Consider the following 24,238-nt stretch of genomic DNA (forward strand, 5'->3'; position numbering starts at 1 on the left):
TTAGTTAAAATCTAAAAAATTACTTCAACTTTATACTTTCTGCCAAGCGACAAAACTCCTGATAAATTGTCCACGCGGTCAAGTACTACATGTTTCAATTCCCTATCCTTAACCGCTCGGCTAATATGGTCTTCTATTTCCTTAATGTCCATACTTGCAGCGTCACAATAAGAAAGGGGAACAACTTCGTCGAGAGATGATTGAAATTCCTGTAGTTTTGCTTTGTATTCTTCAGAACCGTTTTCCAACTTTATAATCGGAGTCTTAGTTGCATATGAGGTTAGTATCTTTAACAGTTTTGACTTGTCCGATTCAAAACTAAACAGAAGTGTAGCGCTTCCTGACTGTGCTAATTCAAGTGCTTTTAAGTATAGTGTTTCTTCTTTTCCTCCATAACCATACATACGTATCACTTCCTCTATTAATCTAGTTGGAAATACAACCCAATATGATAGTACTTATTAAATAGAATAAAGTCAAAGGGTAGTTTAACTAAACCGAAGCTTGCCGCGTTTCTTCTCGTTACCTTTATCGAGTAAGCTCGTAACTGGCGAAGCCTTGTCGTGCTGCTCGCGTAAATCGGTACCGGTGAAGCGTACGTAAACTTGCGTCATATTAAGCGACGTGTGGCCTAGAATACGAGCCAATGCGATGGGGTCACCGCCGCCGCGTAGAAACTTAACGGCCATGTAATGACGGAAAGTATGCGGAGATACGCGCGCGCCTGTGACTCCGACTCGTTTAGCGTATAGCTTTAACATCTTCGCGAATGTATCGCCGAAATATCGGTTCCCAAACTGCGTAAGCCATAAATAATCGTTTTCCTCAACGTTCATATAGGATATTAATTTTTCGAGCTCTTTTATCGTAAGTTGAGAGAGCGGTATAACGCGAGTCGTCTTTGTCTTGGACACTTCAGCTCTTACCGTAACCTGACGTAATTTGAAATCGATATCGGATATTTTTAAACTAGTAAGCTCCTTAACACGAAGCCCACCGTCAACAAGTAAGAGCATCATACAATAGTCTCGATGACCGGTATAAACGCGCTTATTAGGTGCTGATAAGAGTTTTAGTACGTCCTCATCCGTAAATAATTCGAAGGTTTCTTTTTCCTCTTTTTGATAGTTAATCGAGTCTAAAGGGGAGTGGGTTATAACGCGTTCCTTCATTAAATAGTTAAAGAAGACCTTGATGTTTCGTATAGTATTATTTACGGATCGCGGAGACAGTCCGACCTTACCGTTAGGACTCGTAGGATGGTCGTCCCAACTTACTTTAACATACGTTAAATAGTGAACAAAATCGCGCATGACATCCGAGCTTAGTTCGGTATCCGCCTGTGACTCAAACCATTCGCGAAATTGTTTAAGTGACTGCGCATATGTGGCGATCGTTTTCGGCGAGCGCTTCTCTATTCGTTTGACATGGAGATAACGTTCAATCTGCGTTGCTAAATCGAATTTAACGCTGCGGCCTCGTTTTGAGGCAAACGTGTACTTAGGGTTATTACGTGTCATTTATCGGACGCCTCCATAGCGTTGAATTTTCGCTAACCATTCCGATAAACATACGCTAAAATTTATTGCAATGGCGAGTAGCTGGCCGTCTGAATGTGCGCCACATAACGGATTAGGCTCCGTACCCTCCGAGCGAATAGCGAATTTATTGCGATGGTGGCTGATAAGCTGCGGATTGAGCATAAGGTATCATAAAAAGCTCATTGGTAAGGGGTTGCAATTACGATTAAGGTAGCGTCAATGTTCCTAAGAAGATTCTCACCTCGCAATCTGCGCAAGGTAATCGGATAGTTAGACCTCGTTATCATACACAAAAGAAACGGACAAATTCGTTTCTTGGTATGTAAAAATAATAAGACGTCCACTAGCGGATTTATGCCGAAGGTGGGCGTCTTATTTATTTTAATCGGGGTGAACTATTTTATCATATAAATTAAAATAATAATTTGAAAATAGTATAGCAGCCGAAAGTAGCAAGTGCCAAAGCGTTTAATTTAATCATGGGTTTTAATTTATAGAATAGCATAGAGCCACCCTTTCAAAATGGATGCATAAGGCTAGCTGAGAGGTTTAAGTTAAAGAGGTCTGGTACCGTTGTTCATTGGGGGTTGCAAAACGTCAATGGATAGCGGTATTTTTATATTATGGGGATCGGGTAAACAAAAAAAGGCGTCCTTGGATGCCTTAGTTGTAAACGACTCTTCGGTTTAAGTAAACGTTGCTGCCATATTTCTTGATTAAACCGTAAGATTCTGCTTTGATAAAGCTATGGATTTCCTTCAGGCGCTGCGTTTGCGGCTGAATGGTTTCTTTTACTTTACCGTCTACCGTTACATCGAATACGATGGTCATAAGTGCACCTCTTCTTCCTAAGATGCTTTTATCATAATGCTCCTGTATTACGTAATGATAAACTGAAACGATGATAATTGTTATGATTCATTCAAAGGATTATCGCAGTGTAAACGAGCTAAAGAGGTGACATAATGAAAGCTGTGTATGCAGGAAGCTTTGACCCGATTACGCTCGGCCATGTTTCGGTTATTGAGCGGGCATTTCATTTATTTAGCGAGGTTCATATTATTGTAGCTAATAACCGATCGAAGAAGCATCATTTTACGATTGAACAGCGTACGGAGCTAGTGTCATTGTCCATTCAGCAGCATGATAAAATAAAAATTGTTCCCTACGAGGGCATTGTCGCAGATTATATTAATAAACATGATATTAATGTTGTGATTCGGGGCATCCGGAACGCTACCGATCTTGAATATGAGCTCCAACTAGAGCAATATATTCGCAATACTACGATGGCAGATACAATATATCTGTCACCTTACACGCATTATATGCAAACGAGCAGCTCGCTTGTAAGAATGTTTCTGAATTCAGATAAAACAGAGCTGGCTGCGACCTATATGGTACCGAAAGCCTATACACAAATGCTGGAGTATGGGGAATGAGTTTAATTGTTGGAAATGATGTATTCAAAAATGAAAAACCGCTGAGCAGGATGACAAATCATCCAGTGCTCTGCGGTTTTGTATACGGATGAAGCTTTATTAGCTTTGCGGCTTAGGTGGACGCGGACGCTTCTCTTTAAAGCGCGGTGCCACATAATTTCGTTTGCGGTCCCGAAAAAAGGTCCAGCCTGCAATAAAACCCGCGCCAGCTGAGAACATAACAAAGCCTAGCAAAAATTTCAGCCAATCAAAATCCGGTGTTATTTTCTCATTGCCGAAATCGGAAAAATAGAAAAACACGGAATCTTTCATTTTGAGAAACCCAAAGCAAGCCAGCAATCCCGGAATAACGAGCATGAGAATAGCAATAAAACGAGCAGTTACTAATTTCATAAATACAGTGTCTCCTTATCGGTCAAAATATACAGTTAGCTTTATCATACCTTTTTAAACATACAGTGTCTATTTCGTAAAAGCACGATGCGGGCATTCGTAAAAACAGGTACAATAGGGTTTGAAGTCGTGATACAATGCGTTTGGACATGAAAAGAAGCAATGATCTTAGGGCATTCGCATATATTGAAGGTACTAATGAAGGGAATGATAGTATGGCTATACAGGTGGACGTAGCAGTATTAGGAGGCGGACCAGGCGGTTATACGGCAGCCATTCGTGCCGCGCAGCTTGGGAAGAGTGTTGCGATTATCGAAATGGACAAGCTAGGCGGCACCTGCTTACATAAAGGTTGTATTCCGAGTAAATCGCTGCTGCGCAGCGCGGAAGTATATTCTACACTACTTGAAGCAAGCAGCTACGGCATTGAGGTAACGGAAGGGGCAGTAGCACTCAATTTCCCCAAGGTACAAGAGCGTAAAGAACAAACGGTTGAGCAGCTTTACAGAGGGCTGCAAAGCCTAATGAAAAAGAATGGGATTCAAATAATCAATGGCAAAGGACGAGTAATCGGGCCATCCATTTTCTCTCCGCGCAGCGGCTCGCTTGCTGTTGAACTACCCGATGGCGAGATGGAGTCGGTGGTGTCCACGAATCTTATTATCGCAACGGGTTCACGCCCGCGTCAGTTGCCGGGCTTGGTGCCGGATGGAGAATATATTTTATCCAGTGATGAGGCACTAGTCATGGAACAGCTTCCCAAATCAATCATTATCGTTGGCGGCGGGGTTATTGGCGTGGAATGGGCTTCGCTGTTACAGGATTTTGGCGTACAGGTAATGCTCGTAGAGGCAGGCTCACGCTTGCTGCCCGGAGAAGATACTGAGGTGTCTGCTGAACTCACAAGATCGTTTCGCAGCCGCGGAGTGCGCGTGTTCACAGGTGTACAGCTTCAAATTGAGCAATATAAAGCTGAAAACAACGAGGTTTCTATCGTTGCTGCGACAGAAGATGGTGATGTGCTGCTAACGGCTGAGAAAGTGCTGGTATCCATAGGACGGCAGGCAAACGTTGAAGGAATCGGCATCGAGAATACCGATATTCGTATCGTTAACGGGGTTATTGAGGTGAATGCTTTCGGTCAAACGAGTGAGCCGCATATCTATGCGATTGGAGATGTTATTGGCGGTGTGCAGCTTGCGCATGCGGCAGCTCATGAGGGGATAATAGCTGCTGAGCATATTAACGGAGAGAAGCCGGCGGCAATTGAGGCACATCTGATTCCAAGATGTATTTACTCGCGCCCAGAGATTGCTTCCTACGGATTAACCGAGGATGGCGCTCGCGCGAAAGGGCATGACATAAAGACCGGAAAAATTCCTTTTCAGGCGATTGGCAAGGCGATTGTCATTGGCGAGAAGGAAGGGTTCGTTAAAGTTATTGCCGATCGGAAAACGAATGATATCGTTGGCGTTCATATGATTGGAGCCCATGCGACAGACCTCATTTCACAGGCAGCACTTGCAGGCGTTCTTAATGCAACGCCATGGGAAGTTGGGCAAATGATCCATCCGCATCCTACGCTTTCGGAGGCGCTTGGCGAGGCTATGTTGGCTGTTGACGGCAAAGCCATATCGTTCTAACGAAGACAGTTTTCTTTTTGGAACGATTGGAGTTATAATATATATGATCAAGTCTTAGTACCAGGTTATAATCGTGTAAAAAAAAGGAGGAACACCTTATGACCCAACCAGCTTCTACTGGGCAAAATGTTCGTCATTTGGAATTAGGGCTTAGCGATGAGCAAGCAATTGATATGTACGCAACGATGGTGACCGCTCGCAAGTTTGATGAGCGTATGCTGCTGCTGCAGCGCGCTGGTAAAATCAATTTTCATGTCTCCGGTGTAGGACAAGAGGTTGCCCAGGTAGCCGCTGCCTATGCTCTGGACCGTGATACAGATTATTATTTGCCCTATTACCGAGATTACGGCTTTGTACTTGCCGTAGGCATGACACTTCGTGATCTGCTGCTGTCCGTGTTTGCGAAAGCAGAGGACCCTAATAGTGGCGGTCGTCAAATGCCAGGCCATTTCGGATCGAAGAAGCTTAGAATCGTCACAGGATCAAGTCCGGTAACGACACAGGTTCCACATGCGGTTGGTATTGCGCTTGCTGCAAAAATGAAAAAAAATCCTTTAGTCAGTTTTGTTACCTTCGGAGAAGGCTCCAGCAATCAGGGTGATTTCCATGAGGGCTGCAACTTTGCGGGCGTACATAAGCTGCCGGTTATTTTCATGTGTGAAAATAATCAGTATGCGATTTCTGTACCCATTCATAAGCAGTTGGCTGCTAAAGTTTCTGATCGCGCGCTTGGGTATGGTTTCCCGGGGTTTCAGGTTGACGGGAATGATGCTCTTGAAGTATTCCGTGTAGTGAAGGAAGCACGTGAGCGTGCCATAGCGGGTGATGGACCAACCTTGATCGAAGCGCTTATGTACCGCATATCGCCTCACTCTACATCAGATAACGATCTTGCTTATCGTACGAAGGAAGAAGTAGATCTCAATCGTGCGAAAGACGGTATCCCTAAATATAAGCAATACTTGATTGACAGCGGAATTTGGACGGAAGAGCTTGATGCTGAGCTTCATACCAAAATTCGTAAGCTGCTTGACGATGCGACCGAATATGGCGATAAAGCGCCGTTCCCAACGCCGGAATCTACGATGCTGCATGTCTATGCGGATGATGCTGAGCAAGGAGGCAAGGGATAATGGCTGTAATTGAATATATTGATGCTATTCGCAAGGCGATGAAGGAAGAAATGGACCGCGACGAGGACGTTTTTGTTCTTGGGGAGGACGTCGGTATTAAAGGTGGAGTGTTCACTACGACTAAGGGGCTTCAAGAGCAGTTCGGTGAAGATCGCGTTCTCGATACCCCGCTTGCGGAATCTGCCATCGCTGGTGTTGCAATTGGCGCGGCTATGTACGGAATGAAGCCGATTGCGGAAATGCAATATTCCGATTTTATGTTTCCTGCAACGAACCAAATTATTAGCGAAGCAGCGAAAATTCGTTACCGCTCGAACAATGACTGGACATGCCCGCTCGTTATTCGGGCGCCAATTGGCGGCGGTATCTTTGGTGGTTTGTATCACTCGCAGTGCCCGGAATCGGTCTTTTTTGGTACTCCTGGTTTGAAAATCGTAGCCCCGTATCGTCCGTATGACGCGAAGGGACTTTTGAAGGCAGCTGTGCGTGATCCGGATCCCGTGCTTTATTTTGAAAACAAAAAATGCTATAAGCTCATTACAGGAGAAGTGCCTGACGATGATTACATCGTGCCTATCGGTAAAGCCAATGTGCTGCGCGAGGGCGATGATATTACGGTTATCAGTTACAGCATGCCGCTTCATTTCGTAGAGCAGGCAGCTGCCGATCTAGAGTCTGAGGGCATAAGTGCCCATATTCTTGATTTAAGAACGCTGCAGCCACTTGATAAAGAGGGCATTCTTGAAGCAGTACGCAAAACAGGCAAGGTGCTTATTATCCATGAGGATAATAAAACCGGAGGCGTTGGTGCTGAAGTATCGGCGATTATTGCGGAAGAGCTCCTTTATGAGCTGGATGCTCCGATCATGCGTTTGTGTGGGCCGGATGTGCCGGCGATGCCGATTAATCCACCTGGCGAGAAATTTTTTCTGCTGAACAAAGAGAAAGTCAAAGAAGCCATGCGGCAATTAGCCCTTTATTAGGCTTTCTAAGATATAGGAATAGGAATAGCTGCTCAACAGAGCTTAAATGCCACCGCGAAACGTATGCTGCGCCGCCAGAGGACGGTGGTGGCCGTTTACGCTTGGGCCAGTAGGGAGATGTGAACTATGAAAACAATGACGGAGATCGTTGTACCGCAGCTTGCGGAATCGCTTGTATCAGCCACCATCGATAAATGGCTGAAGCAACCAGGCGATTGGGTGGATATTTATGAGCCTGTCTGTGAGATTATTACGGACAAAGTCAACGCGGAATTGCCTTCTACAGTAGCTGGCAAGCTCGTTCAAATTTTGGTAGGCAAAGGGGAAACGGTTCCCGTTGGAACACCCATTTGCATTATTGAAACTGAAGGCTCGGAAGCGGCAAGCCAAGTTGAAGCACCTTCGATAGAGAAGAGTGAGCCGAAGCAATCGGGATCAACTTCATCCGCGGCAATAGAAACGGAAGACGCGCCAATGCGCAACCGCTTCTCGCCAGCTGTTCAGCAGCTTGCTGCTGAGCATTCGATCCGCTTGTCAGAAGTGCCAGGAACTGGCCTTGGCGGCAGAATTACGCGTAAAGATGTGCTCGCCTATGTGGCATCGGGAGCAGCAAATGGAAGCAGCGCAGCGGCTGTCAATGCTTCATTACAAGCGCCTAGAATGGTAGATGCAGCAGCGCAAGTACGCTCGTCGGGACTTCATTTGACGGAAACGCCAAGGCTTCCGAAAATCGAAGTAGAAGGCTCAGCAGGGGCTGGCAGGGGCGACAATTTCATTGATGTAACGCCTATACGTAATACCATTGCCCGGAATATGAGACAGAGCGTTAGCGAAATTCCACATGCATGGACAATGATTGAAGTGGATGTTACCAATCTGGTTCTGCTTCGTAACAAGCTGAAAGAAGATTTTATGAAACGCGAAGGCATCAATCTAACATACTTGGCTTTTCTGCTCAAAGCGGTGGTCAATGCCATTAAAGACGTGCCAATTATGAATTCGATGTGGGCAGTAGATAAGATTATAGTGAAGCGTGACATCAATATTGCACTGGCAGTAGGTACCGAAGATTCCGTAATGACACCTGTAATTAAGAATGCGGATCACAAGAACGTTGCTGGCCTCGCCAAAGAAATTGAGGAGCTGGCTCGCAAGACGAGGGAAGGAAAGTTGACGCTCTCGGATATGCAAGGCGGAACTTTCACCGTGAATAATACGGGATCATTCGGCTCTATTTTGTCTTATCCGATAATCAACTATCCGCAGGCTGCCATTTTGACCTTTGAGTCCATTGTGAAACGTCCAGTAGTTATCAATGATATGATTGCAGTACGCTCAATGGCCAACATTTGCTTGTCGCTTGATCATCGGATCTTGGACGGCGTAATATGCGGACGTTTCTTGCAGCGGGTAAAAGACAATTTGGAAAGCTTCAATCTGGAAAGCAAACTGTACTAGAAAAGGGGAACACCATCATGGCTGAAGCGGATCACGCAAAAGGCTTAAGACGGCTGGATGCCCACTATATCGGCATGCTCGATTACGCAGAAGCGTGGGAGCTGCAGAAAGCATATGTAAAGCAAATTGATAAGGAGGAGCGCGAGCAGACGCTGCTCCTTCTTCAGCATCCACCTACCTATACGATGGGCTCTGACAAGCATCCCGAGCATCTACTTCTGGATGAGGCTCAGTTAAAGGAACGCGGAATCACGCTGTTTCAAATTGATAGGGGCGGAGACATCACATACCATGGGCCGGGGCAGCTTGTTGGTTATCCACTGCTGTATTTGGAAGCGGTTGGTCTGGATTTGCATGCTTATTTGCGGAGCTTGGAGCAGGTCATTATTAATTGGCTTGGCGAGTATGGTATAGAAGCGGGGAGAAAGCCTGAATATACAGGTGTATGGGTCGGTGATGCGAAAATTGCGGCCATTGGGGTGAAATTTAATAAAGCCCGGCATAGCCGGGGCTTTATTACAAGTCATGGTTTCGCGCTTAACATCAAATCAGGCATCGCAGCAGAAGGCTTCAGCGGCATCGTACCCTGCGGCATTCAGCAGTTCGGCGTTACGTCCTTCAATGATTTAACAGGACTTGAGCTATCGGTCGAAGAAGCGGCGAAGGAGCTGCTTCCCCATTTTGTGAAGGAATTCGGAAGTGAGCTGAATTTAATAAAGGAATAGTGATCCGAGCCCAGCGAGCAAGGACGACAATACGAGTGCGGATACAAGTACAATGGCAACAATACGGATCATTCGCTGTCTACGCAATGGAAAAACCCCTTTCTTGATTTGGAACATCATAGCACGGCTATGAGCTTGTCATTTACTCTATTGTATACGAAAGTAATGGACGGAGGAAACGTTAATGATCGTAAAAGACCGTTTAGTGAATGAATTTATGGAATTAGTTAAGGTGGATAGCGAAACCAAGCATGAGCAGGAAATCAGCCGTGTGCTAAAACAAAAATTTGAAGCGCTTGGCTTGCAAATAAGCGAGGATGATGCAGCGGAGAAGACCGGACATGGCGCAGGCAATTTGTTTGTGCTTTGGGAAGCCACTGAAGGGAATGAAGAAGTCCCTACAATCTTCTTTACTTGCCATATGGATACCGTAACGCCTGGAGTAGGAATCAAGCCGCAGTTGGATGAGGATGGCTACATAAGAAGCGATGGCACGACCATTCTTGGTGCCGACGATAAAGCAGGCATCTCTGCTATATTCGAGGCAATCCGCGTCGTTCAGGAGCAGTCTATCGCTCATGGGCGCATCCAATTTGTCATTACAGTTGGCGAAGAATCAGGGCTGCTTGGTGCGCGGGCGCTAGATGCGTCAAAGCTGGAGGCAAAGTTCGGTTATGCACTGGACTCGAATGGAGCGATCGGCGATATTGCCGTAGCCGCACCAACACAAGCGAAGGTTTCGATCAAAATGTATGGTCGTTCCGCACATGCAGGGGTGAACCCAGAGGATGGCATTAGTGCGATTCAGGTTGCTGCGAAGGCGATTGCCAGAATGCCGCTAGGACGCATTGATGAAGAAACGACAGCTAATATCGGTCGATTCGAGGGCGGCGGCGCAACGAATATCGTATGTGATTATGTGAAGCTGGACGCTGAAGCTAGAAGCATTGTTCAGCATAAGCTGGACAATCAAATTGAAGCGATGAGAAAGGCTGTTGAGAGTGCTGCTGAGGAGTTTGGCGCTCGCGGCGAGCTGGAGAGTGATATTATTTATCCTGCTTACAGCTATGATGATGAGGATCCGGTGGTGCAGCTTGCCAAAAAAGCGATCATTGCCATTGGGCGGACACCGCGTACGTTCCATTCTGGCGGCGGCAGCGACGCCAATATTTTTAACGGATTAGGTATTCCTACCGTTAATCTGGCCGTCGGTTACGAGCATATTCACACAACAAAAGAGCAGATTAAAGCCGAGGATCTGGTCAAAACAACGGAGCTTGTTGTTGAAATTATTAAACAAGCAGCGGCTTCAGAATAATATTCGAAATAGGGTTTAATAGCAAGCGTTAACGATGTTTGTTATAGCTTGGCGCTACGCGGCCGAACATGACAGAAAGCCCTTCAATCCTGAGGCTCAGCGCAGGCTGAACGGGATGGAGGGTTTTTGTCTTTGTATTTCAAATGAAAGACTTTGCTTAATTTATTTTTTCTAAAGGAACGCGCCGAACGCTGATCACGTTGGTGTATTCGGACATCGGTGTCCGTGATAACGAGGCTGCCGATAGCTTACGCAGCTGATGTCTGATCTCCCAGCCTTTTCCTACTAAACGCAAATGATTTAGAGCTACATATTGTTTCATATTAATCGCCCCTGTCAATTTGATATATTGATAGTTATGCAGGGAATGGACAAGATATGCGCATGAAGCCAATACATTTATAAGGAGCGATACGAGTGAAAGAGCAACAGCCAGCTGAGATATGGCGAGAGGAAACGATTAAGACCGAACCAATCTTTCAAGGAAAAGTCATAACGCTGCAGGTGGATACGGTAACGCTGGCAGATGGTAAAACAGCGACTAGAGAAATTGTAAAGCATCCGGGTGCCGCAGCAGTCATGGCCTTGTTAGATGGCAAGCTGCTCGTTGTTGAGCAGTTTCGCAAGCCACTTGAAAAATACCAAGTAGAAATACCTGCCGGCAAGCTAGATCCGGGGGAGGACCCGCTTACCGCTGCGGCACGTGAGCTGGAAGAAGAAACGGGTTATCGCTCGAGCGATCTAAAGCTGCTTAGCGCCTTTTACACTTCACCAGGCTTCGCCGATGAGAAGCTGTACATCTACTTTACGGATAAAGTCGAGCTTGGCGTTCAGAATCCAGATGATGACGAGGATTTAAGAGTTGAAGCGATCACTCTTGAACAGGCTGAGTCTTATATAGAAGAAGGCCGCATTAGCGATGCCAAAACCATTCTTGCCGTATACGCTTGGAAGCTCTACACACTAACAGGTCGGCTATAGCCGACCTTTTTTTGTTTCCTCCAACCACTCGTCATACCATAATAATTCCTCTCATACAATAGTAGACAACCCTCTATAGAAGCCCTATTTCTGATGGATAAAATTTTGCTAAGCTCAGTTAAGTCAACTTTATGTTAGATTGCAGTAAGCCTCTTTATTTCAAACATGAGGTTTGACCGACGACATGTGACTGAGCACTTCCCGGCGCGTTTAGTTCGGCCAATCCACAAATCAGCACTCAAAGTTTTGTCGTATAGAGTAAACTTACAACTATTTTCCATATATGAAACACAAAATTGGAAACTCTCACAAGAGTGGAGTGCACAAAACGGAAGGGCATGGTGACCATGGTAAAAAATCAACTTTCCCTCTATGTATTTGTATCTGTTTTATTTGTCGTTGGCGTTGTATTTGGCGCTTTGATGGTCAATGCGCTGACGCTGGAGCAACAGCAGGATTTGGCCCAAGACGTTAATCAATATGTCAAGCTTATGAATGATGGAGTGGGGATGGGTGAAGCGCAATCGTTTTGGGAGCGGTTTTTTTTCCATATGAAATGGTTGCTTGTTCTATGGATATTAGGCATTACGGTAGTCGGAATTCCAGGGGTGCTCGCGCTCAATTTCTTGAAAGGTGCGCTTGTCGGTTTTTCAGTTGGAACACTCATTAACCAATACGCCTGGAAGGGGGTATTGCTATCCCTTGTGTCGATTGCTCCGCAAAATATTATAGCGGTACCCGCCATGATTATCGTGAGTGCGGCCGCGATTACCTTCTCTATGTATGTGGTTAAAAACAGGCTCCTTCAGCAAAAGGGAGAGCTTGCCCCACAGCTCGGAGCCTTTAGTTCAACAGCTGTGCTAATGCTGATCGTTTTTGCAGGGGCAGCGCTGTTTGAGGCCTATATTTCTCCTTCTCTGATTAGCTGGGTTACACCTTTGATTTCGTCCGGTAACGCCACAATATGACACCAAAACGTTTGACTTTACTACGGGTTAGCACCTATAATGAGAGGAAACGTTTCCTGAAATAGGCGCAGACATGTGGTAGGGGGGAAATCATGGAAGCCCGGATTGAGAAGATTAAACAACAGTTGCAGTCGCAGGGCTACAAATTAACCCCGCAGCGCGAAGCAACGGTACGTGTTTTGCTTGAGAATGAAGACGACCACCTGAGCGCTGAAGATGTATTTATGCTAGTTAAGGATAAAGCCCCAGAAATCGGACTTGCAACGGTTTATCGGACATTGGAATTGCTAAGCGAAATGCATGTTGTCGAAAAATTGAATTTCGGCGATGGGGTAGCACGGTACGATTTGCGTACTGACAGCAATAAGCATCATCATCATCATTTAATATGTGTGCAATGTGGAACCATGGATGAAATTAAAGAAGACTGGCTGTTACCTTTAGAAGAGCGGCTAGAGCAGGAATACGGATTTTTTGTCATCGACCATCGCCTCGATTTCCAAGGTGTATGTCATCGTTGCAAAGCAAAAAATGATCAAGCAAACCCAACTGAAAATCAATCATAAACGGCTTGGCTGCCCAGCATAACTGGACGGCAAAGCCGTTTTGGCGTTTTATTTGCGGTTGAACATATCATTAAGCTGCAGAAGACCTGCCCCTTGTGCGGTTGAAGGGTAGTTTGGCAGCTTGAGAGCGCGCTTTCGCAGTTTTGTTCTTATTTTAGCCGGTGTTAGGCCAGGGCCGCCAGCTAAGAGCAGCGCAGCACCGCCCGTGACATGAGGTGACGACATGCTGGTGCCGGAAAGCTTCTTATACGTGCCGTTTAGCCAAGTGGATTTTATATTTTCACCAGGAGCAGTTAGTCCAATGCCGCTGCCTCTGCTGCTAAAATCAGCTACCTGATTCATGCGAGTAGATGCAGCAACGGCTATCGTCTCTTGAAAAGAAGCAGGTTCGTCAATTTGTCCGCTTGCTCTGCCAGAGTTTCCAGCGGAAGCCACAATGATAATTCCTTGCTTAGCTGCACGTTTTATGGCTGCATGCAGCGTGCCGCTGCTCTCCGAGCCTAAAATGCCGAAGCTCATGTTAATGACCTGCATGCGGTTTTTTATACACCAATTGATTCCCTCGATAATATCTGAAACGTAACCATCTCCGTTTTCATCCAACGCTTTTACCGCATATAATTGCACCTCTGGAGCGGTTCCTGTCATATTTCCTGCATTTCCAATCGCCGATGCGATTCCCGCCACATGCGTGCCATGTCCATTGTCGTCTGCGTAAGAGCCGCCATTAATCGTATTAATGCCTCCTGCAATTCTAAGATCTGGATGATTAGCAATTCCGGTGTCTAGAATGGCGACCTTTATAGAACGCCCTCGTGTCGTCTGCCAAGCATCAGGAGCCTTAATACGACTAATGTTCCATGTGACTAATGCAGGGAGTGTTGCAGGGGTAAGGAGAGGTCTTGACTGGCCACTGCGGTAAACGGGCATCGTTTTTTTTATTCCGTGGGCGCGAATGCGTAAATCTTTTTCGACTAATGTGACTTGTGGATGGAGGGCTAAGGTTTTCCAGACTTTATTATTATGAAAATGGCAGCCGATGATTCGACTGCTGGAAACCTTTTTGAAAGGATTGATTCCTAATTCTTTCAGCTGCTTTAGGCAGCGTTTATAAGATTGAGACGAACGCAGAGTGATCAGCTTACGGTTGGTTTGCCTGGAAGCTTTGCAGGAGGCACAACTCTTCAGGATCGATTTTAGCTTAGGCAATGGACGCAGAACCCCCTAATGGATTTTGGCGTTACGCTTATCCAGTCTATGGGGAATCCTGTGATTGTGTATGGGTTATTGTCACTGTGACACATAATTTCTGAAATATAACAAAGCATAGAGAGGAAACCTGTACTCTATATTTGTTTTGCCAATTATAGAGCGGAAAAGAACGAGCAATCCTGCTCGGTTCATCATACAACATAGTAAGAGATATTTTTGCTCAAACGGTCGTTGAAGCTATGGAGGAGGTATGACTATGATAGTAGGAGTGCCCAAGGAAATCAAACAAAGCGAATACCGAGTGGCGTTGACGCCAGCAGGTGTTACTGTGCTTGCAGCAGCAGGGCATCAGGTGTTAGTTGAGTCAGGCGCAGGAGCGGGCAGCGGATTCGAGGATGCTGATTACGAGCGTGAAGGGGCGGAGCTCATCAAGGCGGCTGCCGAGGTATGGTCAAGAGCAGAGCTGGTTATGAAGGTGAAGGAGCCATTAGCTGTGGAATTCGGTTATTTTCGCGAGGGTCTACTGTTGTTCACCTATTTGCATCTGGCAGCCGCCCCTGAGCTGACCAAGGCTCTTGTTGATAAGGGCGTTACCGGAATTGCCTATGAGACGATTCAGCTTTCAAACGGCAGTCTGCCCTTGCTTACGCCAATGAGTGAAGTAGCTGGCAGAATGTCGGTGCAGGTTGGCGCCCAATTCCTTGAAGCTTTTAATGGTGGACGCGGTGTATTGCTTGGCGGTGTGCCAGGCGTACCTCCAGCAGAAGTTGTTATTATTGGCGGCGGTATCGTGGGAACCAACGCAGCAAAGGTTGCGCTTGGCATGGGTGCAAACGTCATTATTTTAGAGAGAAGTGCGGAACGTATGCGGTATTTGGACGATATTTTCGGCGGCCGGGTCAGGACGTTGATGTCTAGTCCTTATCATATAGCGGAAGCAGCTGCCAGAGCAGATTTGCTAATCGGCGCCGTACTCATTCCTGGCGCACGTGCGCCACATCTGGTCACAGAGCAAATGGTTCAAGGCATGAAGAAGGGAGCTGTTATCGTAGATGTGGCGGTAGATCAGGGCGGTTCTATTGCTACCGTTGATCGGCCGACAACGCATAAGGACCCGATATATGTCAAGCATGGCGTCGTACATTATGCCGTGGCTAATATCCCAGGCGCCGTCCCACGGACATCGACATTTGCTCTAACAAATGTTACGATTCCATACGCGCTCGATTTGGCGAACCACGGATTGGAAGCCATACGGAAAAGCATACCGCTTCAAAAGGGTGTCAATACGCACGCTAGCAGAGTGACTTACGAGCCGGTAGCGCTTGCTACGGGGCTGCCTTATTCTTCACTTGAAAAGTGGCTGGACAGTGTTCCTTACGATCGTTTGTAAAATGGATAGCATACTTGCGGCAGTCTCCTCATATGGTGGTACTGATGGACAACAGTATCGGCATCATAAGGAGGCTGATTTGCATGGTTTTTTCGATTCGCAGATGGACGAGCCGCATTTTTTTTATACTGGTATTCTCCGTGCTGCTTTTGGCTGTGACGGGCGGTTATCGCTGGCTTGCAGATGCCATTTCACCTGTGCATCCTTACCGTGAGCCGAAAGGAGCTGCACTAAAAGTGTTTGTCACTGACCCGGACTCACCCGACAGCAAACACGCGGCAGACCGGCTTAGATGGTTTTACTGGTATGGGGAGTAATTCATTGTGCATATTGCACAGATTATCGCAGTCAAGCAGGATTTGTAGCGTCGAATGTTGAATGTTTTTGGAGAAAAAGCTAGTCAGTCATGTGTGAAATATGAAAGGAATACCGATGAAAGCTCATTTAATTCGTTACATTCAATATTTGAAGGAGGAACGCGGCTTGTCCGCCAATACGCTTTCTTCCTATCAGCGGGATTTGAATCAGTTCATCTCCTATGTTGAAAATGAAAGCCTATTAGAGCTGAATCTCGTGCAACGGCATCATCTCTCAAGGTACATGCTGCATTTGAAAGAACAGGGAAGAAAGGCGGCAACGCTGTCTCGGCATATCGTGTCGGTACGGGCTTTTTTCCACTATCTGGTTGCCGAGGGCGTTCTTCTGAGTAATCCATCTATTTATCTTGAAGCCCCTAAACAAGAGAAAAAACCACCAAGTATTTTGAGCGTAGCTGTGACAAGCACGCTGCTAGATACGCCAAGCAGTGCAAGTGCAAGCGGCAAACGGGACAAGGCGATGCTTGAGCTTATTTATGCAACGGGCATCCGGGTCTCCGAGCTTGTGTCGCTCAACATAGAGGATGTCAATATGCAGCTAGGATTTGTTCAGTGCATGGGAACGGGGCAGAAAGAACGGATTGTGCCTTTTGGGAGACTTGCCGCAGAGGCGCTTTACGATTATTTACAATCCGGGAGAGCTGAGCTGTTGACGTTAAGAGCGTCGGAATCAGCGCTTTTTTTGAATCATTTAGGCACACGTTTGACAAGACAGGGATTTTGGAAGACGATAAAGAAGTATGCGAAAGAAGCTGGCATAGAAGAGGAGATTACGCCTCATATGCTTCGCCATTCCGTAGCTGCGCATCTACTTGATAACGGAGCCGATATTCGAGCCGTTCAAGAGCTGCTCGGGCATGCGGATGTTTCGACCACGCTTAAATATACGCAGGTTTCAAAAACCCGTATGAAGGATACATATAACCGTGCGCATCCGCGTGCATAGTAGAGCATTCACCATGGTTAATTAGACAGAGGAGGAAACATACCAATGAAATTCGATCGAATCGCGGTCATTGTACTTGATAGTGTAGGAATTGGCGAGCTGCCTGATGCCGAGGCTTTCGGTGATTTGGGATCGCATACCCTTGGACATATTGTAGAGAAGATGCCTGAAACGAAGCTTCCGCATTTGAGAAAATGGGGGCTAGACCGGATTGCCCCGATTCATCATTGGAAATCTGAAGCAGGTGCACCAACCGCTTACTATGGCAAAATGGCAGAGGTATCCGTTGGAAAAGATACCATGACTGGTCATTGGGAACTGATGGGGCTTGAAATGACCGTTCCGTTCCAAACCTTCCCGGAAGGGTTCCCGCTTGAACTTCTTGGACCCTTCGAAGAGCGGACAGGCCGCAAAGTGATTGGCAATAAACCAGCCAGCGGCACCGATATTTTGGATGAGCTTGGCGCTGAGCAAATGGAAACCGGCGCATGGATCGTTTATACATCAGCAGACAGCGTTTTCCAAATTGCAGCCCACGAGGACGTCATTCCACTTGAGGAGCTCTACCGCGCCTGTGAAATCGCGCGTGAGCTGACGATGGACGAACGGTTTACAGTTGGCCGTGTAATTGCAAGGCCCTATGTAGGTCAGCCAGGTGCCTTTAAACGGACGCCTAACCGTCATGATTATGCCGTGAAGCCACCGCAGCCGACCGTCCTGAATGCACTTAAGGATGCAGGCTACGATTCGATTGCCATCGGAAAAATCAACGATATTTTCGATGGGGAAGGCATTACATCCTCAACTCCGACAAAGAGCAATGCTGATGGCATTCAAAAAACGATCGAACAACTTAAGCAGCCTTTCAAAGGCTTATTGTTTACGAACCTAGTAGACTTTGATTCGCTCTACGGGCATCGCCGCGATCCAGCAGGCTATTCAGCTGCTTTGGAGGAATTCGACCTTTCCGTACCGGAATTGGTGAAGCAGCTTGGCGAGAAAGATTTGTTAATCATTACAGCAGATCATGGGAATGATCCTGTTCATCCCGGTACAGACCACACGCGCGAATATGTGCCAATCTTGTTGTACAGCCCTTCTTTCAACAATCCGGGCGAGCTCGGCGTTCGTTCAACCTTTTCCGATCTTGGCGCAACCATAGCCGATAATTTTGGCATTGCGGCACCGCCGAATGGAACAAGTTTTCTATCTGAGCTTAGTGTGCAAGAGTAACTAATTGTGAGTGAAGAGTCCTAATGCGGCTCATATTTATTTTAGGAGGAATTTTAATGACAACTATTACAGCGGCAGGACTAACGGCGGCACATATAAAGGAAGCAGCTACGTATATTGAGGGACAAACTGAACTAAGACCGGAAATCGGGCTGATCATGGGTTCAGGACTTGGTGTATTGGGCGATCATTTGGAAAATCCGGTAACGATTCAATATCATGATATTCCTCATTTTCCGATCTCGACGGTTGAAGGGCATGCCGGCGAGCTGCTGATTGGAACCTTATCCGGCAGAACGGTGCTGCTTATGCGCGGCCGTTTCCATATGTATGAGGGCTACGGACCAGAGTTGACGGCTTTTCCGGTACGCGTAATGAAGGCGCTAGGCGTTAAGACTTTGCTTGTTACGAATGCAGCTGGTGGTGTAAACACCGACTATGAAGCAGGCAATCTCATGCTGATCTCCGACCATCTCAATATGACAGGTAAAAATCCGTTAATCGGGCCGAATGATGATTCGCTTGGCGTACGTTTTCCGGATATGTCCGAGGCTTACAGCAAGCGTCTTCGTGCGATCACACGTGAAATTGCGGAAGGTCAAGGCTTTACATTGCGTGAAGGTGTATATGCAGGATTGCTAGGACCAACCTATGAAACGCCAGCAGAAATTCGAATGCTGCGGGTTCTTGGCGCCGATGCTGTCGGAATGTCGACTGTTGCCGAAGTCATCGCGGCTCGCCATTCGGGAATTGAAGTCGTTGGAATTTCCTGCATTAGCAATATGGCAGCGGGTATTTTGGATCAACCGTTGTCACATGCTGAAGTTATGGAAACGACGGAACGAGTCAAGTCCCAATTTTTAGGACTTGTTACGGCTCTAATCGCTGCTATGTAACATTTTTTGTAACACAAATGTAATAATTACGTCGACTCAATATGACAGTGTTTTTTTTGCCATTCGTCGTATAATGTCCATGATTAAAGAAAGATGGAGTGGACAATGACATGGACAAGCAATTACTTACGCAGATGGAGCAGATGCGTAAAAAGATGATTGAAGCGGCTCTGTTGAATGAAAGCCTTCAGCATCTCGATGTAATCCACTTAAGCCAGACGCTTGATGAGATTATTGTTCAGGTGCAGAGGGAGCGACGTGCTTTATAACAATACTTAACGGATGTGCGAATGGAGAGGGAAATATGCGGTCGGTAGATCTTATACAGAAGAAAAGAGACGGTGGCGAGCTGACCGCTTCTGAGTTGACTTTTTTAATAGACGGTTATTCCCGTGGGGACATTCCTGATTACCAGCTGTCCGCTTGGGCGATGGCCGTATTTTTTCGGGGAATGACACCAAAGGAGACAGCAGCGCTGACGCTCGCCATGGCGAATTCAGGCGATCAGGTTGATCTGGGTCCAATTAGCGGGATTAAAGTCGATAAACATAGCACAGGCGGCGTAGGCGATAAAACGACGTTAATTCTTGCGCCGCTGGTTGCATCTGCAGGCGTTCCGGTGGCGAAGATGTCGGGAAGGGGCCTTGGCCACACCGGAGGAACGATTGATAAGCTTGAATCGATCGAGGGCTTCCGCACGGAGCTCTCGCGAGAAAAGTTTATGAACCAGGTCAACGAAATTGGTTTATCTGTCATTGGGCAAAGCGGAAATCTTGCTCCGGCAGACAAGAAGCTTTATGCTTTGCGGGACGTCACCGCCACCGTAGAGTCGATCCCACTTATCGCAAGCTCAGTGATGAGCAAAAAAATTGCAGCTGGCGCGGATGCGATCGTGCTCGACGTCAAGACTGGCCGTGGCGCGTTTATGAAGACGCTAGAGGATTCGGAGAAGCTTGCGCAAGCGATGGTAAATATAGGAACGGAAGTCGGACGGAATACGGCTGCAGTTATAAGCGATATGGATCAGCCGCTTGGCTTTGCAATCGGCAATGCCTTGGAGGTTCAGGAATCCATCGAAACGCTAAAAGGCCATGGTCCAGAGGATCTAACGGAGCTATGTTTGACCCTTGGCGCTCATATGGTTGTTTTCGGCGGGAAAGCCGATTCGATTGCAGATGCTAGGAAACTTCTGGAAGAGAGGATTTCGAGTGGAGCGGCATTGGCGAAGTTCAAATCTTTTGTTTCCGCCCAAGGCGGAGATCCCTCCATTGTAGACGAGCCTGACAAGCTGCCTCAAGCTCCTATTGTAATCGAAGTAAAAGCATCTACCACGGGCTTTGTAAATGCCATTGAAGCCGAGCAGCTAGGCCTTGCTGCTATGCTGCTTGGAGCGGGCAGAGCGACGAAGGATGCCGTGATTGATTATGCGGTTGGCGTCATGCTTCGCAAAAAGGTAGGCGATGCCGTGGAGGCCGGCGAGACGCTTGCTTTACTTCATGTGCGTGAAGAGAATGCTAATACCGCTGAGGTATTAGAGCGAGTACGCCAATCATACGACATTCAAGATCATAAGCCTGAGCCGCGAGCGCTGTTGCTTTCGGTTATTACGGCAGCAGGCATCGAGCGTTATACTTAACTCATTTATCCGAGAGAAAACCGTTCCCCTTTAGGGGAACGGTTTTTTAGTTGTCCAATAAGTCTAGCTGATGGAATAATTTCCAACTTAAGAGTCAACACTAAAAAGAGAAAGATAAGCGAATTGTGCGCGATCGGTGTTTGCTATGCAAAACCGTGCCTACGCATACGAAGCAAGTTTTGCTTCGCAAAACCAAGTTTACGCTTACGAAGCAAGTTTTGCTTCGCAAAACTTTTAGGAGGAGATCTAGTTGAAAAAACGTTCGATCCAGCTATGTTTACTTATTCTCGCATTTGCGCTTGCGCTGCCTGCGGCAGCCTTTGCGGCTGTGGAGCCTACACCGGCGCCTGGACCAGCTCCTTCCAACCAGGCTCCTACAGCTAATTTGGCGGTATCTGCCCGTTCAGCGATCCTGATGGATGCGGACAGCGGTACCGTTATTTATGAGAAGAATAGCCATGATAAGCTTCCACCTGCAAGCATTACCAAGATTATGACGCTGCTTCTCATTATGGAAGCGCTCGATGATGGGAAAATCAAGCTGTCAGACAAAGTCCAGACTAGCGAATATGCAGCTTCCATGGGGGGCTCGCAAATTTTTCTTGAGCCAGGCGAAGAAATGTCAGTAGATGATATGATCAAGGGCATCGCGCTCGCTTCGGGCAATGATGCTTCGGTAGCCATGGCGGAGAAACTAGCCGGCACGGAACAGGAGTTCGTCGCCATGATGAATGAGCGTGCAAAGCAGCTAGGCATGAATGATACGCAATTTTCGAATCCAAATGGCTTGCCGGTAGCGAATCATTTCTCTTCGGCGCATGATATTGCCGTCATGTCGAGGGAACTGCTTAAGCATTCCGAAGTGACTAAATACACAGGGCTTTACCAGGATTATTTGCGTAAAACGTCCGAGAAGCCATTTTGGCTTGTAAATACGAATAAGCTGGTCAGATTTTATAGCGGTGCCGATGGTTTGAAAACAGGCTTCACCAGTGAAGCGAAATATTGTTTGTCGGCAACTGCGAAGCGGGACAATATGCGGGTTATAGCCGTTGTCATGGGAGAGCCGGATACGAAGACCAGAAATGCCGAGGTATCGCAAATGTTCGATTATACGTTTGCCCAGTATATGAACCACTCGATTATTAAAGAGGGAGAAGCGATGGGTACGCTGAAGATCGAAAAGGGCGTAGCACCAGAGCTTCCATTGGTGGCCAAGCATGCGTATAGCGTGCTGCTTAAGAAAGGCAGCCAAACGAAAGACATCCGTTATGAGCTGAAGATCAATGGTCCGCTTAAAGCCCCAGTTCAAATCGGCCAGCCGATCGGCAAGCTTGTTGTTTACCAGGGGGATCAGGTGTTGAAGGAATTTGATGTAGATGCGCCGTTATCCGTAGAACGTGCAGGCTGGTTTAAATTGCTGAAGCGCTCCTTCTCCGGTTTGTTCGCGTAGCTCACGAAAAAGCTCAATAAGGCTGAATCGACCAGCATATTTTGTCATCTCATAGCGGTATGCTTCTAGTTTTGTCGGCATGCAGGAATAGGCTGCCTTTTTGGAGAATTGCTAGTTCTATCTCGGCAAGTGTAAACGTCTGGAACTGATTGATCGCAGAGCAGTCTACGTTTCACGGTAAATGTAAGGAAGGGAGAGCGGATTTGCCGCAAGCTTTCTTATATTTGAAAAAACCTAGAGGAGATGAACAGCATAATGAGTCTGCAAGCAGAGTTGGAGCAATACCGCAATGTGCTGATCGTGAGGCTGCGGGGAGAGCTTGATCACCACACCGCCGATGTCGTCCGATTTAAAATGGAAGAGGCGATCCTTCGCGGAAGCAGTGAGCATGTCATCCTTAGTTTGAAGGAGTTGCAATTCATGGACAGCTCAGGGCTGGGCGTTATCCTGGGGAGGTACAAGCAGGTGAAAAGCAAGGGCGGAAAAATGGTCGTTTGCGACGTGAATCCGAATGTTCACCGCTTGTTTGAAATGTCAGGCCTGTTCAAAATATTGACGATTCACGATAACGAACGGAACGCAATTTCCAGTTTGGAGGTGGTGTCATGAACGGATCGAATGAAATGACGCTTTCCTTCAGCGCCCGCTCGGAAAACGAAGCCTTCGCACGAATCGCAGTTGCTGCATTTGTGTCACAGCTTGATCCGACGCTTGAGGAGCTGAATGATTTGAAAACAGCAGTGTCCGAGGCGGTTACGAACGCGATTATTCATGGTTATGAAAGCGACGCATCTTGCAAAGTAACCATTGAAGCAAAAATTGAAGGCGATTCGGTATCGATCTCGATATCGGATAACGGGCGGGGCATTGAGGATTTGGAGCTGGCGCGGCAGCCGCTTTATACATCGAAGCCTGAGCTCGAGCGTTCGGGCATGGGTTTTACGATCATGGAAAACTTTATGGACCGTTTTGAGGTTACCAGTATGGTTGATGGCGGGACTCGCGTTGCAATGCTGAAACGAATCGAATCGAAAAAAGCGCTCTACAATTAGCGTATAGGGGTTGAACCTCATGGATGTCAATCTAAAGCAGACGGCCCAGCCATACTTGGATGACGCGGAAGTGAAGCGGCTTATTGCGTTAAGTCAGTCCGGCGATACGCTTGCAAGGGATACACTCGTACAATGCAATATCAGGCTGGTTTGGTCCGTAGTGCAGCGGTTCATCAATCGCGGCTATGAGCCGGAGGATTTATTCCAAATCGGATGCATCGGGTTGCTGAAATCGGTGGACAAGTTCGACTTGTCCTATGATGTGAAGTTTTCTACGTATGCCGTTCCGATGATCATTGGTGAGATTCAACGGTTTTTACGCGATGACGGTACGTTGAAAGTAAGCAGATCCCTCAAGGAAACCGCCAATAAGGTGCGTAAAATGAAGGATGAGCTCTCCAAAACGTTAGGCCGCCTGCCTACAATCAGTGAGGTTGCGGAGCGGCTTGGCATTACGCCAGAGGATGTCGTATTCGCTCAGGAAGCCAATAAGCCTCCTACGTCGATACACGAAACGGTGTTTGAAAACGACGGCGACCCAATCACGCTCATGGATCAAATAGCTGACGAATCCCAGGATCGCTGGTTTGACAAGCTGGCGCTTGTCGAAGCCATCGAAGGCTTGAACGAGCGGGAGCGTCTCATTGTATACTTGCGGTATTACCGTGATAAAACGCAATCCGAAGTAGCGAGCAGGCTTGGCATATCACAAGTGCAGGTATCGCGGCTTGAGAAGAAAATATTGCAATCGATAAGAGACCAAATCGCCCTTTGAGGCGATTTGGTTTTTTCTATTTATTACCTCAAATTGCATGAGTATCCGAATCCTCCTTTTCTCATACTAAAAGGGAAACATACACCAAAGCATAAGCAGAAGGGAAGCTGACAG

27 protein-coding genes are annotated in these 24,238 nt (G+C 47.0%); 21 read left to right on the top strand and 6 right to left on the bottom strand.

The window, feature by feature from the left end; all coding sequences use genetic code 11:
- Positions 1 to 11: 11 nt before the first annotated feature.
- The 3 genes from E0496_RS07430 to E0496_RS07440 form a co-directional block, all read right to left on the bottom strand.
- On the bottom strand, positions 12 to 404 hold the full coding sequence (locus E0496_RS07430) for a DnaB-like helicase C-terminal domain-containing protein (RefSeq protein WP_141500981.1): 393 nt from the start codon (positions 402 to 404) through the stop codon (positions 12 to 14).
- Positions 405 to 488: 84 nt separating this feature from the next.
- Positions 489 to 1,520, bottom strand: coding sequence for a tyrosine-type recombinase/integrase (locus tag E0496_RS07435; RefSeq protein ID WP_141500982.1), 1,032 nt, complete (start codon positions 1,518 to 1,520; stop codon positions 489 to 491).
- Between the two features lie 684 nt (positions 1,521 to 2,204).
- Entirely contained in the window at positions 2,205 to 2,372 is a 168-nt protein-coding gene (locus E0496_RS07440) for a mechanosensitive ion channel protein MscL (protein ID WP_141500983.1), read from the bottom strand.
- A gap of 134 nt (positions 2,373 to 2,506) precedes the next feature.
- Here E0496_RS07440 and coaD point away from each other — a divergent pair, with 134 nt between their 5' ends.
- A complete protein-coding gene (gene coaD, locus E0496_RS07445) occupies positions 2,507 to 2,983 on the top strand; it encodes a pantetheine-phosphate adenylyltransferase (protein ID WP_141500984.1) in 477 nt (158 codons plus the stop codon).
- Between the two features lie 99 nt (positions 2,984 to 3,082).
- Here the strand turns inward: coaD and E0496_RS07450 are convergent, their stop codons facing one another.
- Positions 3,083 to 3,376, bottom strand: a complete 294-nt coding sequence (locus E0496_RS07450; protein WP_141500985.1) for a DUF2627 domain-containing protein — start codon at positions 3,374 to 3,376, stop codon at positions 3,083 to 3,085.
- 215 nt (positions 3,377 to 3,591) lie between these two features.
- Here E0496_RS07450 and lpdA point away from each other — a divergent pair, with 215 nt between their 5' ends.
- From lpdA to E0496_RS07480, 6 genes are all read left to right on the top strand, one after another.
- On the top strand, positions 3,592 to 5,019 hold the full coding sequence (gene lpdA, locus E0496_RS07455; RefSeq protein ID WP_141500986.1) for a dihydrolipoyl dehydrogenase: 1,428 nt from the start codon (positions 3,592 to 3,594) through the stop codon (positions 5,017 to 5,019).
- Between the two features lie 98 nt (positions 5,020 to 5,117).
- Positions 5,118 to 6,152 (top strand): thiamine pyrophosphate-dependent dehydrogenase E1 component subunit alpha, encoded by a 1,035-nt coding sequence (locus E0496_RS07460; RefSeq protein WP_141500987.1) that lies wholly within the window; start codon positions 5,118 to 5,120, stop codon positions 6,150 to 6,152.
- The gene (locus E0496_RS07465; protein ID WP_141500988.1) at positions 6,152 to 7,135 is read left to right on the top strand and encodes an alpha-ketoacid dehydrogenase subunit beta; all 984 of its coding nucleotides are present in this window, start codon (positions 6,152 to 6,154) and stop codon (positions 7,133 to 7,135) included. The genes E0496_RS07460 and E0496_RS07465 overlap by 1 nt, the downstream gene beginning before the upstream one ends.
- 126 nt (positions 7,136 to 7,261) lie before the next feature.
- Positions 7,262 to 8,593, top strand: a complete 1,332-nt coding sequence (locus tag E0496_RS07470) for a dihydrolipoamide acetyltransferase family protein (RefSeq protein ID WP_141500989.1) — start codon at positions 7,262 to 7,264, stop codon at positions 8,591 to 8,593.
- A gap of 17 nt (positions 8,594 to 8,610) precedes the next feature.
- Positions 8,611 to 9,318 carry a lipoyl(octanoyl) transferase LipB gene (gene lipB / locus E0496_RS07475; protein WP_141500990.1) on the top strand — a complete coding sequence of 236 codons (708 nt, stop codon included), beginning with the start codon at positions 8,611 to 8,613 and terminating at the stop codon, positions 9,316 to 9,318.
- A gap of 184 nt (positions 9,319 to 9,502) precedes the next feature.
- A complete protein-coding gene (locus E0496_RS07480) occupies positions 9,503 to 10,636 on the top strand; it encodes a M20/M25/M40 family metallo-hydrolase (protein WP_141500991.1) in 1,134 nt (377 codons plus the stop codon).
- 157 nt (positions 10,637 to 10,793) lie between these two features.
- Here E0496_RS07480 and mciZ read toward each other — a convergent pair whose 3' ends face one another.
- Positions 10,794 to 10,958, bottom strand: a complete 165-nt coding sequence (gene mciZ / locus E0496_RS37140) for a Z-ring formation inhibitor MciZ (protein WP_141500992.1) — start codon at positions 10,956 to 10,958, stop codon at positions 10,794 to 10,796.
- Between the two features lie 95 nt (positions 10,959 to 11,053).
- Here mciZ and E0496_RS07490 point away from each other — a divergent pair, with 95 nt between their 5' ends.
- The 3 genes from E0496_RS07490 to fur all read left to right on the top strand — a co-directional run bounded on the left by E0496_RS07490 (position 11,054) and on the right by fur (position 13,151).
- Positions 11,054 to 11,617, top strand: coding sequence for an NUDIX hydrolase (locus E0496_RS07490; protein ID WP_141500993.1), 564 nt, complete (start codon positions 11,054 to 11,056; stop codon positions 11,615 to 11,617).
- Positions 11,618 to 11,964: 347 nt separating this feature from the next.
- Positions 11,965 to 12,585 (top strand): stage II sporulation protein M, encoded by a 621-nt coding sequence (gene spoIIM, locus E0496_RS07495; RefSeq protein ID WP_241674632.1) that lies wholly within the window; start codon positions 11,965 to 11,967, stop codon positions 12,583 to 12,585.
- A 92-nt stretch (positions 12,586 to 12,677) separates the two neighbouring features.
- Complete coding sequence (gene fur, locus E0496_RS07500; RefSeq protein WP_139994570.1) at positions 12,678 to 13,151, top strand: ferric iron uptake transcriptional regulator; 474 nt, start codon at positions 12,678 to 12,680, stop codon at positions 13,149 to 13,151.
- Positions 13,152 to 13,199: 48 nt separating this feature from the next.
- Here fur and E0496_RS07505 read toward each other — a convergent pair whose 3' ends face one another.
- The gene (locus E0496_RS07505) at positions 13,200 to 14,360 is read right to left on the bottom strand and encodes a S8 family peptidase (protein WP_141500995.1); all 1,161 of its coding nucleotides are present in this window, start codon (positions 14,358 to 14,360) and stop codon (positions 13,200 to 13,202) included.
- Positions 14,361 to 14,619: 259 nt separating this feature from the next.
- Here E0496_RS07505 and ald point away from each other — a divergent pair, with 259 nt between their 5' ends.
- The 11 genes from ald to sigF all read left to right on the top strand — a co-directional run bounded on the left by ald (position 14,620) and on the right by sigF (position 24,124).
- Positions 14,620 to 15,756 (top strand): alanine dehydrogenase, encoded by a 1,137-nt coding sequence (gene ald, locus E0496_RS07510; protein WP_141500996.1) that lies wholly within the window; start codon positions 14,620 to 14,622, stop codon positions 15,754 to 15,756.
- A gap of 83 nt (positions 15,757 to 15,839) precedes the next feature.
- Positions 15,840 to 16,073, top strand: a complete 234-nt coding sequence (locus E0496_RS07515) for a YqzK family protein (RefSeq protein WP_141500997.1) — start codon at positions 15,840 to 15,842, stop codon at positions 16,071 to 16,073.
- A gap of 115 nt (positions 16,074 to 16,188) precedes the next feature.
- Complete coding sequence (xerD, locus tag E0496_RS07520) at positions 16,189 to 17,079, top strand: site-specific tyrosine recombinase XerD (protein ID WP_141500998.1); 891 nt, start codon at positions 16,189 to 16,191, stop codon at positions 17,077 to 17,079.
- Between the two features lie 45 nt (positions 17,080 to 17,124).
- Positions 17,125 to 18,312: a phosphopentomutase gene (gene deoB / locus E0496_RS07525; RefSeq protein WP_141500999.1), complete on the top strand. Its 1,188-nt coding sequence runs from the start codon at positions 17,125 to 17,127 to the stop codon at positions 18,310 to 18,312.
- A 56-nt stretch (positions 18,313 to 18,368) separates the two neighbouring features.
- Complete coding sequence (locus E0496_RS07530; RefSeq protein ID WP_141501000.1) at positions 18,369 to 19,208, top strand: purine-nucleoside phosphorylase; 840 nt, start codon at positions 18,369 to 18,371, stop codon at positions 19,206 to 19,208.
- Positions 19,209 to 19,318: 110 nt separating this feature from the next.
- Positions 19,319 to 19,477 carry an aspartyl-phosphate phosphatase Spo0E family protein gene (locus tag E0496_RS07535; protein WP_141501001.1) on the top strand — a complete coding sequence of 53 codons (159 nt, stop codon included), beginning with the start codon at positions 19,319 to 19,321 and terminating at the stop codon, positions 19,475 to 19,477.
- 35 nt (positions 19,478 to 19,512) lie between these two features.
- A complete protein-coding gene (locus E0496_RS07540; RefSeq protein ID WP_141501002.1) occupies positions 19,513 to 20,844 on the top strand; it encodes a pyrimidine-nucleoside phosphorylase in 1,332 nt (443 codons plus the stop codon).
- A gap of 250 nt (positions 20,845 to 21,094) precedes the next feature.
- Positions 21,095 to 22,297, top strand: coding sequence for a D-alanyl-D-alanine carboxypeptidase family protein (locus E0496_RS07545; protein ID WP_141501003.1), 1,203 nt, complete (start codon positions 21,095 to 21,097; stop codon positions 22,295 to 22,297).
- Between the two features lie 255 nt (positions 22,298 to 22,552).
- Positions 22,553 to 22,906, top strand: coding sequence for an anti-sigma F factor antagonist (gene spoIIAA, locus E0496_RS07550; RefSeq protein WP_141501004.1), 354 nt, complete (start codon positions 22,553 to 22,555; stop codon positions 22,904 to 22,906).
- Positions 22,903 to 23,349 (top strand): anti-sigma F factor, encoded by a 447-nt coding sequence (gene spoIIAB / locus E0496_RS07555; RefSeq protein ID WP_139994592.1) that lies wholly within the window; start codon positions 22,903 to 22,905, stop codon positions 23,347 to 23,349. Before spoIIAA ends, spoIIAB begins: the two co-directional genes overlap by 4 nt.
- Before the next feature lie 19 nt (positions 23,350 to 23,368).
- Positions 23,369 to 24,124 (top strand): RNA polymerase sporulation sigma factor SigF, encoded by a 756-nt coding sequence (sigF, locus tag E0496_RS07560; protein ID WP_139994594.1) that lies wholly within the window; start codon positions 23,369 to 23,371, stop codon positions 24,122 to 24,124.
- Positions 24,125 to 24,238: the final 114 nt, after the last annotated feature.

It is taken from the genome of Paenibacillus luteus, assembly GCF_006542765.1.
GTDB lineage: Bacteria > Bacillota > Bacilli > Paenibacillales > Paenibacillaceae > Pristimantibacillus > Pristimantibacillus luteus.